Below are 12717 nucleotides of genomic sequence, written 5' to 3' on the forward strand. Positions count from 1 at the left end.
TACGCCTTCGGCTAATCCGACCTACCGTTCAGGGAAATCCCCTCAGGCAGAGAAATCGGTCGGCTGATCGCCTTCCTTGATTTCCTTCATGGACAGCTTCACGCGACCACGGTTGTCCACATCCAGCACCTTCACCAGAACTTCCTGACCTTCACTCAGCTCGTCAGTCACGTTCTCGATGCGGCGCTCAGAGATCTGGGAAATGTGCACCAGACCATCCTTGCCAGGCAGGATGTTGACGAAGGCACCGAAGTCCACGATGCGCTCGACGCGGCCCTTGTAGATGGCGCCAACCTCGATCTCCGCCGTGATCTCCTTCACCCGGTTCACCGCCGCCTGGGCAGATTCCTGGTTGTCGGCGTAGATCTTCACATTGCCGTCGTCGTCCAGATCGATGGAGGCACCGGTCTCGTCGCAGATGGCACGGATGGTGGAACCGCCCTTGCCGATCACGTCGCGGATCTTCTCCGGGTTGATCTTGATGGTGGTGATGCTCGGAGCACGGGCCGACAGCTCGGCGCGCGGCTCGGAGATGACCTTGTTCATCTCACCCAGGATGTGCAGACGGGCTTCGTGGGCCTGCTCCAGGGCGATTTCCATGATCTCGTCAGTGATGCCGTTGATCTTGATGTCCATCTGCAGGGCGGTAACGCCCTCTTTGGTACCGGCAACCTTGAAGTCCATGTCGCCCAGGTGATCTTCGTCACCCAGGATGTCGGTCAGAACCGCGAACTTGTCGCCTTCCTTCACCAGACCCATGGCAATACCGGCCACCGGCGCCTTGATGGGCACGCCTGCGTCCATCAGTGCCAGGCTTGAGCCACACACGGAAGCCATGGAGCTGGAACCGTTGGATTCGGTGATCTCGGACACCGCACGGATGGCGTACGGGAATTCCTCCAGGGTCGGCATAACCGCCAGCACACCACGCTTGGCCAGACGACCGTGGCCCACTTCGCGACGACCCGGGGAACCGACGCGACCAGCCTCACCCACCGAGTACGGAGGGAAGTTGTAGTGGAACAGGAACGGGTCCTTGCGCTCACCTTCCAGGGCATCAATGATCTGCACGTCCCGGGAGGTACCCAGGGTGGTGGTCACGATGGCCTGGGTTTCGCCACGGGTAAACAGGGCGGAACCGTGAACACTTGGCAGCACACCCACTTCGATCTCGATCGGACGCACGGTCTTGTTGTCCCGACCGTCGATACGGGGCTTGCCATCGATAACCTGCTGGCGAACCACGCTCTTCTCGATCTTGCCGAAGTACTTCTTGACCTCGTCTTCGGAAGGCTGGCCTTCCTCTTCGCCGGCCAACTTCTCAACCGCCGCGGCTTTGACTTCGCCCAGACGCTCGTAACGGGCCATCTTGTCGCGGATGCCATAGGCTTCCTCGATGGCACCGGCGAACTCCGCCTTGATGGCGTTCAGCAGCTCGGTATTCTCCGGCTCCGGCTGCCAGTCCCAGCGAGGCTTGCCGATTTCAGCGGCAAATTCCTTGATCGCCGTAACGGCGGTCTGCATTTCCTGGTGGCCATACAGCACGGCGCCCAGCATCTGGTCTTCGGTCAGGCCTTTGGCCTCGGACTCCACCATCAGCACCGCGTCTTCGGTACCGGCAACCACCATGTCCAGCAGAGAGGTTTCCAGCTCTTCGAACGTCGGGTTCAGGAAGTAACCACGCTCGTTGGTGTAACCCACACGGGACGCGCCGATGGGACCGTCGAACGGAATGCCGGAAATGGCCAGCGCCGCGGAGGCGGACAGCATGGCTGCAATGTCCGGATCCTGGTTCTTGCTGGAGGACATGACCGTGGTGATCACCTGGACTTCGTTCATGAAGCCGTTCGGGAACAGCGGACGAATCGGACGGTCGATCAGACGGGAGGTCAGGGTTTCCTTTTCGGAAGGACGACCTTCGCGCTTGAAGAAACCACCCGGGATCTTGCCCACGGCGTAAGTCTTTTCGAAGTAGTTAACGGTCAGCGGGAAGAACGGCTGGCCCGGCTTGGCTTCCTTGGCGCCAACCACAGTACCGAGCACGGAGATGTCATCCACGGTGACCAGAACGGAACCGGTGGCCTGACGGGCAATACGGCCGGTTTCCAGCGTAACGGTCTTGCCGCCAAGCTCGAACGATTTCTTGAAAGGTTTCAGATCCACAACAAACTCCTGGTCTCTCTTTTCCAGATTGATTGATTCCCCCGGCCCATGCCGGCAGAACCGATAGGCTGCAGAGAACGTGCTGTGATCCGAAAGCCAACCCGTCTGAAAGCTAACAGGCTGTTGCAAAACCCCGGTCTGAAGAGCGGCAATCCAGAAGCCGCCGGGCCCGGGTTTTTCAACAACCTGCTATCAAATTCGGCTTTCCGTTACGACAGGGAACCCTTCGGTATCACGGATCATTCAACTGCAGTGTGAGACAAGCACAACGGGCAGATCCGGCGTCCGGATCTGCCCGTTGACGGCTTCCACCGGCCACGCCGGCGAAGCCCTCAGGTCGCGAAGACCCGGATCAGCGACGCAGACCCAGACGCTGGATCAGTTCCAGGTAACGGTCGGCGTTCTTGCGCTTGAGGTAGTCCAGCAGCTTACGACGCTGGTTAACCATCCGGATCAGGCCGCGGCGGGAATGGTGATCCTGCTTGTTGGCCTTGAAGTGATCCTGCAGCTTGTTGATGTTGGCGCTCAGCAGTGCCACCTGGACTTCAGGGGAACCGGTATCGCCTTCACCTTGCTGAAAATCCTTTACGATCTGTGCTTTCTCATTGGCAGACAGTGCCATAACTCACCTCATAATTTGCGATGCTTTCGAATACGGCCGAACCGCGCATCTCTACAGCCCGGCTAAACAACGGAGCGGCTAACGCCTTCCGCTGCTCTTCACCAGTCGGCGAGGGACCAGTTTGGTCTGCTCACCGTCCGGGAAAGCTTCTGCCAGCCCCACGAAGCTGCCGTTCGCGCTCTCCTGTGCATAGAGCCGAACGAAGCCGTCATAGGCCTGACCCGGTATTCTAACCGGTTGTCCGTTCAATATCGACACCAGCGCCGGCCCCGCCAAAGCGTGCTCAGGGAACATGGACAGCGCAGCATCGGGCGCCACCAGCAGACCATCCAGGCTCTCGCCACGCTCGCGGATGGCCTCCAGCTGCTCTACAGGGTGGGCGTTGGCGAGGGTAAACCCGGACGCCATGGTCCGGCGCAGAGCCGTCACATGAGCACCGCAGCCCAGCGCTTCGCCAATATCCTCAACCAGTGAGCGAATATACGTACCCTTGGTACAGCTCACGGCGATGTCGAGCTCGTTCTCGCGAACATCCAGCAGCGTCAGCTCATAGATCGTCACGGGCCGCGCCGGGCGCTCAACCTCGATACCCTCGCGGGCGTACTCGTAGAGCGGTCGCCCCTGGTATTTGAGCGCGGAATACATAGAGGGCACCTGCTGTATATCACCCCGGAAGCGGTCCAACACCGGTTCCAGCGTTTCAGCGGTGAGGTCCGCGGGCACGGGCTTTTCAGCCACCACCGCACCTTCACTGTCACCGGTTTCTGTGCGGACGCCCAATTTCGCGGTAGCGATGTAGGCCTTGTCGCTGTCGAGCATCATCTGAGAGAACTTGGTGGCCTCCCCGAAACACAGTGGCAGCACCCCGGTGGCCAGCGGATCAAGGGCACCGGTATGGCCGGCCTTGGCGGCGCCAAACAGCCGCTTGACCTGCTGCAGGATGCCATTGGAAGTGACACCCTGCGGCTTGTCGATCACCAGAATCCCGTTGACGTCACGACCCTTGCGTCTGCGACTCAAGTGTTACGCTCCGGCTCGTTCTGGTTGTCGGTGTCATCGTCGTCGCGATCCACTGCCGGCTTCTCGCCAACGGCCTCGCGAATCAGGCTGTCCATTTTCCGACTGTAGCCCTGCAGGGTGTCGAAGTGGAACCGCAGTTGCGGTACCACCCGGAGTTTCATGGCACGACCGACCTGACCACGCAGAAAACCGGACGCCTTGTTGAGAACGCTGATCGAGTCCTTCACCTCCGGTGAGTCCTCGGTCAGCTCCTCGGTAGACAACAGGGACACGTAGATGTCCGCGTAGCCAAGGTCACGACTGACCTTGACCGCGTTCACCGTAACCATGCCCACCCGAGGATCCTTCACTTCCCGCTGGATGAGCTGGGCCAGTTCCCGTTGCATCTGATCGCCGATGCGATCAATACGACTGAACTCTCTTGGCATCAGGCTACCTTTAACCTTGGCTGCATCAAGCGCCGGTGGACTCGAGCTTGCGCTCGACCCGCACGCGATCGAACACCTCGATCTGGTCGCCGACCTTCACGTCGTAGCCCTTCACACCGATACCGCATTCCATACCGTTGCGGACTTCGGCAACGTCATCCTTGAAGCGACGCAGGGACTCCAGTTCGCCCTCGAAGATCACCACGTTGTCACGCAGAACGCGAATCGGCTTGTTCCGGTAGACGGTACCTTCCACCACCATACAGCCGGCCACCTGGCCAAACTTCGGTGAGCGGAACACGTCGCGAACGTCGGCAATGCCAACGATGTCCTCGCGGAACTCCGGTGCCAGCATGCCAGTCAGGGCTGCTTTCACATCATCAATCAGGTTATAGATGATGCTGTAGTAGCGCAGATCCAGACCTTCCTGCTCCACCAGTTTCTTGGATGCGGTATCGGCACGTACGTTGAAGCCGAAAATAACCGCATTGGTAGCCATGGCCAGACTGACGTCGGTCTCGGCAATACCACCCACACCGGAAGACACGATCTTGACCTGGACCTCGTCGTTGCCCAGATCCTGCAGAGCCTTGGTGATGGCCTCCAGGGAACCACGAACGTCGGTCTTCAGAACCACATTGAGGGTCTTGACCTCGTCCTTGCCCATGTTCTCGAACAGGTTCTCGAGCTTGGCCGCCTGCTGGCGCTGCAGGCGCTGCTCGCGCTCGCGGCTCTGGCGGAATTCGGCCAGCTCTTTGGCCTTCTTCTCGTCGGCCACGGCGAAGAATTCGTCACCGGCGTCCGGGGTGCCGTTCAGACCCAGGATCTCGACCGGAATCGACGGCCCCGCTTCCTTCACCTGCTTGCCGGCTTCGTCGGTCATTGCCCGGACTTTACCGAAGTAGGAACCGGCTACCACCATGTCGCCCTGGCGCAGGGTACCGTTCTGGACCAGCACGGTAGCCACGGAACCACGACCGCGCTCCAGGCTGGACTCGACCACCACGCCCTTGGCGGGTGCGTCTGCGGCGGCTTCAAGCTCCAGGACCTCTGCCTGCAGCAGAACCGCTTCGAGCAGATCATCAATGCCCTGGCCGGTGTGCGCGGAGACCGGCACGAACTGCACATCGCCGCCCCAGTCTTCCGGGATGACTTCCATGCCGGCCAGCTCAGTTTTCACGCGGTCGGGATCGGCCTCTTCCTTGTCCATCTTGTTGATGGCAACGACGATGGGCACGCCGGCAGAGCGCGCGTGCTGCACGGCTTCCTTGGTCTGGGGCATCACGCCGTCATCGGCGGCCACCACCAGGATAACGATGTCGGTACACTGGGCGCCACGGGCGCGCATGGCGGTAAAGGCCGCGTGGCCGGGGGTATCCAGGAAGGACACCATGCCGTGATCGGTTTCCACATGGTAAGCACCGATGTGCTGGGTAATGCCGCCTGATTCGCCAGAGGCAACCTTGGTGCGACGGATGTAGTCCAGCAGCGAGGTTTTACCATGGTCAACGTGACCCATCACGCTCACCACCGGCGCCCGCTTGGTCTTCTCGCCGCCCTCGAAGGAAAGCTCGCTCAGAACCTCTTCCTCGAACGCATCTTCACTGACCGTCCTGGCCTTGTGGCCAAGCTCCTCGGTTACCAGCACCGCGGTTTCCTGGTCCAGGGGCTGGTTGATGGTGGTCATGACGCCCATACCCATCAGGGTCTTGATGACGTCCGCCGCCTTGACGGCCATACGCTGGGCCAGGTCACCGACGGTAATCGTTTCCGGAATCTCTACTTCTCTGACCATTGGTTTGGTCGGCCTCTCGAAGCCATGACGCTTCTCTTTGGGTTTCTTTTTCGCACGCAGCGGCTTTCTGAGCGTGGTGTCCTCTTCGTCTTCAGAGATCACCAACGGCTCTTCGACCGGACGACTGCGAGGACCACGATGGCCAGCCTGCTTCTTCTTGGGCTTGCCTTCCTCGATTTCGTCGCCGCGCTCGCGAACTTTCTCTTTCTTCTTCTTCGGCTTGCGGTCCTTGCCTTCGCCTTCAGGCGGCGGTATCGGCATATCCTCCGGCGCAGGTATCGGCTCTGGCTCCGGCTCCGCCGCTTTCTTCGGCTCGGCCTTGTCAGCCGGCTTCTCGGCCGTCGCCTCCTGGGTCGTCCGGGCCTCGTCGGCCGCCGGCGCTTCCGCTTCCGGCTGCTGCGACGTCTCGGCCGCTACCTTTGGCGCTTCCTCGGCAGGCGCCTGCTCGGACTGCGGCGCTGCTGCCGGCTCTTCTGGCTTGGGCGCTTCCGCCTCAGGCTGCAATTCCGCCCGCTTGATGTAGGTGCGGCGCTTGCGAACCTCTACGTTGACTGTCTTGGCCTTGCCAGCCTTGAGCGTGGTGGTGGTCTTGCGCTTCAGAGTAATCTTGCGCGGCTCGGCATCAGCCTCGCCGTGGGTTTTTCTCAAATAGGCCAGCAACTGCTGCTTCTCATCGCTGGACACAGAGTCATTCTCGGAGCGGGCCTTCAGGCCGGCTTCCACGATCTGCTTCAGCAAACGATCCACGGGAGCGCCTACATCTTCGGCCAGTTGTTTTACCGTTACTTCAGCCATACTGGTCCTCCTCCCGAATTAAGCCTGGTCTTCAAACCAGGGGGCACGCGCGGTCATGATCAACTGTCCCGCACGCTCTTCATCCATACCTTCAATCTCGAGCAGGTCGTCTACCGACTGCTCTGCCAGATCTTCCATGGTGCGCACACCCATGCCGGCCAGCTTGAAGGCCAGGCCACGGTCCATGCCATCCATACCCAGAAGATCGTCTGCCGGCTCGGCGCCTTCCAGCGCTTCCTCACTGGCCAGAGCCTGATTCAGCAGAACGTCCTTGGCGCGGCGACGCAGTTCGGTGACGGTTTCCTCGTCAAAGCCGTCAATCGCCAGCATTTCTTCCATCGGCACATAGGCCACCTCTTCAATGGAGGTGAAGCCTTCCTCAATCAACACACCGGCGAACTCTTCGTCCACGTCGAGGTTGCTGGTGAAGTGTTCAACCAGTTGGTTGTACTCCTGCTCCTGACGCTCACCGGCTTCTTCCTCGGTCATCACGTTCAGGGTCCAGCCGGTCAGGTCGGTTGCCAGGCGCACGTTCTGGCCATTCCGGCCGATGGCCTGGGCCAGGTTGTCTTCCGCCACGGCCACTTCCATGGTGTGCCGGTCTTCGTCCATCACGATGGACGCCACTTCCGCCGGCGCCATGGCGTTGATCACCAGCTGCGCGGGGTTGTCATCCCACAGGACAATGTCAACGCGCTCACCGCCCAGCTCGTTGGAAACAGCCTGGACGCGGGAACCGCGCATACCGACACAGGCGCCCACCGGGTCGATCCGACGGTCGTTGGTCTTCACGGCAATTTTGGCGCGTGAACCGGGATCCCGGGCGGCACCACGGATTTCGATCAGTTCCTCGGCGATTTCCGGCACTTCGATGCGGAACAGCTCGATCAGCATCTGCGGCGCCGTCCGGCTGAGGATCAGCTGCGGGCCACGGTGATCGGTACGGATCTCCAGAAGCAGCGAGCGTACCCGATCACCCATGCGGAAAGTTTCCCGCGGGATCAGATGCTCTCGGGGCAGCAGCGCCTCGGCATTGGCACCCAGATCGACAATCACGTTGTCACGGGTGACTTTCTTCACGGTACCGGACACCAGTTCGCCCACACGGTCACGATAGCTGTCGACGATCTTGCTGCGCTCGGCCTCGCGCACCTTCTGGAAGATGATCTGCTTGGCCGCCTGGGCACCAATCCGGCCAAACGCCTCGGATTCAATCTTCTCTTCATAGATATCGCCAGGCTTCAGGGCAGGATCGATTTCCTCCGCTTCCTGCAGCGTGAGCTCGGTGCCCAGGGCCGGAACCGCGTCGTTATCGACGACCAGCCAACGACGGAAGGTTTCGTACTCGCCAGTCTTCCGATCAATGGCAACCCGGATATCGGCTTCTTCGTCTTCGAAGCGCTTCTTGGCAGCGGTGGCCAGTGCCAGCTCGATCGCCTCAAAAATCACATCCTTCTCGACGCCTTTCTCGTTCGAGACGGATTCAACCACCAGCAAGATCTCTTTACTCATTGGATTGCCCTGCCCTTAAATTCAACTGTGCGTCCACGGACTTGTTCAAATCGTTCATTCAAATACCGGCACAATGTGCGCTTTCTCGATGCTGTCGAACGGCAGCAGGTACTCGTGGTCATCCACGACCACCACCACCTCGTCACCTTCCACGCCCTTGATCAGGCCCTGAAATTTCCGCCGGCCCTCAAAGGCCATGCGAAGACGGATTTGTACCTGGTGACCGACAAAGGCCTGGTATTGCTCAAGACGGAACAGCGGGCGATCCATCCCCGGGGATGAGACCTCGAGCGTGTATTCGGTCTGGATGGGGTCTTCCACATCCATCACACCGCTGATCTGACGACTGACTTTCTCGCAGTCGTCGATACCGATGCCGTTCTCGGCATCGTCGATAAACACCCGTAGCAGGGAGTGATGGCCCTGCGACCGGAATTCAATGCCCCAGAACTCATACCCCAGACCCTCTACAACGGGCCGAAGAATGTCTTCCAGTTGCTTAAGCTTGGCTGACAAGTTTCGCCATCTCCGTTATCTGTTTTACCGACCCCAAAAACAAAAAAAGGGCTGTTTTATCAGCCCTTTTTATGCACCAGGGCCCTTTGCGCCAGGCCCCTTAATCAAAAAGCCCCGATCAGTGGGGCTCTTTGTTGCAAGAACTCGCAGGAAGCCAACCGGTATACCGCTTCCTGCTGACAGACACCTGGCCTGCCAGAAACCTGCCACCGAACAACCAATCCGGCAGGTCCCAATATCCGCCGGAGTATAGAGACGCCAGGCAGACTGGTCAAGGACTGACCAAAAAAAACGGCCTGGGAAATCCAAGCCGTTTTTCTGAATATGGTGCCCGGGGCCGGACTCGAACCGGCACGGCTTTCGCCACTACCCCCTCAAGATAGCGTGTCTACCAGTTTCACCACCCGGGCAACATTCTTACTCGAGTTCGGGAAGATCTGACTCCCCGCCCTCGGACTCGCTGGCGGCGTCGCCACCACTGGCAGCGCCTTCGGACGGAGCCGCCGGAGCAGACTCCTGAACCACCGGGATACCGGCCTCACCGGCCACCTCGGCGCGCTGCTTGGCAAAAATCGCCAGCGTAAAACTTGTCACAAAAAACACCACCGCAAGCAGCGTGGTGACACGGGTCAGGAAGCTGCCGCTACCCTGACTTCCAAAAACGGTCTGGGACGCACCGCCACCAAACGCCGCACCGGCATCGGCACCCTTGCCCTGCTGGATCAGCACCAGACCCACCAGCGCCACCGCGATGACCACGTGCAAAACGACTACCAGCGTTTCTACCCAATCCATAACGACTCTCGCGAACCTTTAAATTCAGTGACCCGCCGGAACACTTCGGCAGATACTTACAAAATCTTCCGCTACCAGTGACGCCCCGCCGATCAAACCGCCGTCGATATCCGGCTCGGCAAAAAGAGCGGCAGCATTATCCGCTTTTACACTGCCCCCGTAAAGGAGGGAAATCTCTTCAGCCGGCGCACCCATGTCACAGAGCACCTTGCGGATGGCAGCGTGCATTGCCTGGGCATCGCCCGCGGTGGCGGTCTTGCCGGTGCCGATAGCCCAGACCGGCTCATAAGCCACGACGACGCGCTCCCACTGGCCTGGCTCTACAGCAGCCAGGGCCTTGCGAACCTGGGCCGCAACGACGACTTCCGCATCACCTGCATCCCGCTCTTCCAGGGTTTCGCCAACACACACCATGGCGAACAAACCACAGCCGAGAATACGCTCCACCTTGCGGGCAATCACGTCGTCGGTTTCGCCGAAGAGCTGGCGACGCTCCGAATGACCGACCAGAACATACTGACATCCCAGATCGGCCGCCATTTCAGCGGAAACTTCCCCGGTGTAGGCCCCGGAAGACCACTGGGAGACATTCTGCACGCCGACTTTCAGATCGACGCCTGCCAGGGACGCCACATCTGCGACGTAAAGCGCGGGAGGAATAATAACAACCTCAACGCCATTAGCAAGAGAACCGACCTCGGATCGAACATCGCCGACCAGAGACTTTGCCAGGTCCTTCGACCCGTTCATTTTCCAGTTTCCGGCTACGATCCTGCGACGCATAACAATTCCCATACCCGAGGGAGGGCGAACTATACAGTACTCCCTCCCGGCAGACAACCGCCTGAAAACACAAAGTCAGGGACTGGAATTCTCCACCACCCGGGCCAGTTCCTCGACCACCCTGCGGATCTGGTCAGCGTCCTGACCCTCGGCCATAACCCGGATCAGCGGCTCGGTTCCCGAGGCCCGCAGCAGAATTCGGCCGGCACCACCCAACTCGTCCTCGGCGCGGCGAACGGCGGCCACGATTTCTTCGCGATTGAACGGATCAAACCGTTGCCCCACCCGGACGTTGATCATGGTCTGGGGCAGCTTGCTCATCCCCTGGCGAATCTCCGCAAGGCTTTTACCGGAGCGGCGAACGGCCAGCAACACCTGGAGTGCCGAGACAATGCCGTCACCGGTCGTGGTGCAATCGCGGATCACCATATGCCCGGAACCTTCACCGCCCAACACCCAGTTATTGGCCAGCAGGCGCTCCATGACATAGCGATCACCTACTTTCGCCCGTTCGAATTCGATGCCGATTTCCTTCAGTGCCAGCTCAACACCCAGGTTGGTCATCAGCGTGCCGACCACCCCGCCTTTGAGACGATCCTCCGCGAAGCGCTGGGAGGCAATCACATACAGCAGTTCGTCACCGTCCACTTCGGAGCCATCGCGATCCACCATGAGCACCCGGTCGCCATCGCCATCGAAGGCGATACCCAGGTCAGCGCCCTTTTCAAGAACCGCGGCCTTGAGGGAACCCAGATGAGTCGAGCCAACGTTCAGATTGATGTTCAGGCCGTCGGGCTCTGCCCCGATCACCGACACCTTTGCACCCAGCTCACGGAAGACCTTGGGAGCAACGTGATAAGTGGCGCCATGGGCGCAGTCCAGCACAATCCTCATGCCATCCAGCGTGAACTCGTTGGGTACGGTGCTCTTGCAGAATTCCACGTAGCGACCCGGCGCATCGTCCACCCGAGATGCCTTGCCAAGTTCTGCCGGCTCACAGACCTCGATGGGCTGATCCAGCCAGCGCTCAATTTCCGCCTCCAGGGCATCGTCCAGCTTGGTGCCGGCTGGCGAGAAGAATTTGATGCCGTTATCTTCATGCGGGTTGTGGGAGGCACTGATGACAATACCCGCGGAGGCGCGGAAGGTCCGGGTAAGATAGGCGATAGCGGGGGTAGGCATGGGCCCGAGGAGTTTGACATCCACGCCGGCGGCGGACAGCCCTGCCTCGAGCGCGGACTCAAACATATAACCGGAAAGACGGGTGTCCTTGCCGATCAGCACGCTGTTGCGCTGGCCATCGCGCTTGAACGCCTGCCCTGCGGCCCAGCCGAGCTTCAACATAAACTCAGGAGTTATCGGAAACTCCCCGACGCGCCCGCGAATACCATCCGTGCCAAAGTATTTTCTCTCGGACATCAATCTGCCTCCTTCATGGCCGCCACAACCCGAACGGCATCCACCGTTTCCCTGACATCGTGCACGCGAATAATGCTCGCACCTTTCATGGCGGCTATTGTCGCGGCCGCGAGGCTGGCGGGCAACCTTTCGTGCACTTCCCGCCCGGTAATATGGCCCAACATGGACTTCCTGGACATGCCAACCAACAGCGGATGGCCGAGGATCTGCAGCTGCTCCAGGGATGCCAGCAGCTTGAGGTTATGAGCCAGACTCTTGCCAAACCCGAACCCCGGGTCAAGCACGATGTTTTCCGGCCGTACACCTGCCTGCTCGGCCACCCGCATACGCTCGGTCAGGAATGCGCTCACCTCCCGGCGAACATTCCGGTAAGCGGGGCGATCCTGCATGGTGTCCGGCTCACCCTGGATGTGCATGATACAGACCGGGATATCTGCACGGGCAGCGGCCTCCGGAGCACCGTCACGCTGCAGGGCACGAACGTCGTTGATCAGCCCGGCACCCAGTTTTGCCGTTTCGGCCATCACCTCCGGAGCACTGGTGTCCACCGACACAACCGCATCCAGCTCCCGGACCACGGCCTCCACCACCGGGCACACCCGATCCAGTTCCTCCTGAACCGATACCGGCGCTGCGCCCGGGCGGGTCGATTCGCCACCAATATCGATAAAGCCGGCCCCATCAGAAACCATTTGCCGGGCCCGCTCGAGGGCCAGGTCTGGCCGGTTGAAGCGGCCGCCGTCAGAGAACGAATCCGGGGTGACGTTCAATACGCCCATAACGTGGCACAGCGACATATCCAGTTCACGACCGGCAAAATTCATCTTCATGGCAATACTTTTCCCTCTGACAAAAACAAACGCCGCCCG

At 60.2% G+C, this 12717-nt stretch carries 11 protein-coding genes and 1 tRNA gene; all 12 read right to left on the bottom strand.

Annotated features, from left to right (window positions below):
* Positions 1 to 42: 42 nt before the first annotated feature.
* A complete protein-coding gene (gene pnp, locus BM344_RS07660) occupies positions 43 to 2157 on the bottom strand; it encodes a polyribonucleotide nucleotidyltransferase (protein ID WP_407656851.1) in 2115 nt (704 codons plus the stop codon).
* A 358-nt stretch (positions 2158 to 2515) separates the two neighbouring features.
* Positions 2516 to 2785, bottom strand: coding sequence for a 30S ribosomal protein S15 (gene rpsO / locus BM344_RS07665; RefSeq protein ID WP_091987887.1), 270 nt, complete (start codon positions 2783 to 2785; stop codon positions 2516 to 2518).
* 78 nt (positions 2786 to 2863) lie between these two features.
* Complete coding sequence (gene truB, locus BM344_RS07670; RefSeq protein ID WP_091987890.1) at positions 2864 to 3805, bottom strand: tRNA pseudouridine(55) synthase TruB; 942 nt, start codon at positions 3803 to 3805, stop codon at positions 2864 to 2866.
* Positions 3802 to 4233 carry a 30S ribosome-binding factor RbfA gene (rbfA, locus tag BM344_RS07675; RefSeq protein WP_091987892.1) on the bottom strand — a complete coding sequence of 144 codons (432 nt, stop codon included), beginning with the start codon at positions 4231 to 4233 and terminating at the stop codon, positions 3802 to 3804. The genes truB and rbfA overlap by 4 nt, the downstream gene beginning before the upstream one ends.
* Positions 4234 to 4258: 25 nt before the next feature.
* Positions 4259 to 6823 carry a translation initiation factor IF-2 gene (gene infB, locus BM344_RS07680; protein ID WP_091987894.1) on the bottom strand — a complete coding sequence of 855 codons (2565 nt, stop codon included), beginning with the start codon at positions 6821 to 6823 and terminating at the stop codon, positions 4259 to 4261.
* Positions 6824 to 6841: 18 nt separating this feature from the next.
* Positions 6842 to 8335 carry a transcription termination factor NusA gene (gene nusA, locus BM344_RS07685; protein WP_091987896.1) on the bottom strand — a complete coding sequence of 498 codons (1494 nt, stop codon included), beginning with the start codon at positions 8333 to 8335 and terminating at the stop codon, positions 6842 to 6844.
* A 54-nt stretch (positions 8336 to 8389) separates the two neighbouring features.
* Positions 8390 to 8851 (bottom strand): ribosome maturation factor RimP, encoded by a 462-nt coding sequence (rimP, locus tag BM344_RS07690; protein ID WP_091987899.1) that lies wholly within the window; start codon positions 8849 to 8851, stop codon positions 8390 to 8392.
* 325 nt (positions 8852 to 9176) lie between these two features.
* A tRNA-Leu gene (locus tag BM344_RS07695) sits at positions 9177 to 9261 on the bottom strand.
* A 7-nt stretch (positions 9262 to 9268) separates the two neighbouring features.
* Positions 9269 to 9646 (bottom strand): preprotein translocase subunit SecG, encoded by a 378-nt coding sequence (gene secG / locus BM344_RS07700; protein ID WP_091987900.1) that lies wholly within the window; start codon positions 9644 to 9646, stop codon positions 9269 to 9271.
* Positions 9647 to 9670: 24 nt separating this feature from the next.
* Positions 9671 to 10429, bottom strand: a complete 759-nt coding sequence (tpiA, locus tag BM344_RS07705; RefSeq protein ID WP_091990897.1) for a triose-phosphate isomerase — start codon at positions 10427 to 10429, stop codon at positions 9671 to 9673.
* A gap of 75 nt (positions 10430 to 10504) precedes the next feature.
* Entirely contained in the window at positions 10505 to 11848 is a 1344-nt protein-coding gene (glmM, locus tag BM344_RS07710; RefSeq protein WP_091987903.1) for a phosphoglucosamine mutase, read from the bottom strand.
* Positions 11848 to 12678 (bottom strand): dihydropteroate synthase, encoded by an 831-nt coding sequence (folP, locus tag BM344_RS07715; protein WP_091990900.1) that lies wholly within the window; start codon positions 12676 to 12678, stop codon positions 11848 to 11850. Before folP ends, glmM begins: the two co-directional genes overlap by 1 nt.
* Between the last annotated feature and the right edge of the window lie 39 nt (positions 12679 to 12717).

This window comes from Marinobacter gudaonensis (assembly GCF_900115175.1).
GTDB classification, from domain to species: Bacteria; Pseudomonadota; Gammaproteobacteria; order Pseudomonadales; family Oleiphilaceae; genus Marinobacter; species Marinobacter gudaonensis.

Coding starts and splice junctions, on each gene's coding strand:
- infB (WP_091987894.1), bottom strand. CDS start 6,823: ATGGCTGAAGTAACGGTAAAACAACTGGCCGAAGATGTAGGCGCTCCC.
- rpsO (WP_091987887.1), bottom strand. CDS start 2,785: ATGGCACTGTCTGCCAATGAGAAAGCACAGATCGTAAAGGATTTTCAG.
- secG (WP_091987900.1), bottom strand. CDS start 9,646: ATGGATTGGGTAGAAACGCTGGTAGTCGTTTTGCACGTGGTCATCGCG.
- folP (WP_091990900.1), bottom strand. CDS start 12,678: ATGAAGATGAATTTTGCCGGTCGTGAACTGGATATGTCGCTGTGCCAC.
- rbfA (WP_091987892.1), bottom strand. CDS start 4,233: ATGCCAAGAGAGTTCAGTCGTATTGATCGCATCGGCGATCAGATGCAA.
- nusA (WP_091987896.1), bottom strand. CDS start 8,335: ATGAGTAAAGAGATCTTGCTGGTGGTTGAATCCGTCTCGAACGAGAAA.
- tpiA (WP_091990897.1), bottom strand. CDS start 10,429: ATGCGTCGCAGGATCGTAGCCGGAAACTGGAAAATGAACGGGTCGAAG.
- glmM (WP_091987903.1), bottom strand. CDS start 11,848: ATGTCCGAGAGAAAATACTTTGGCACGGATGGTATTCGCGGGCGCGTC.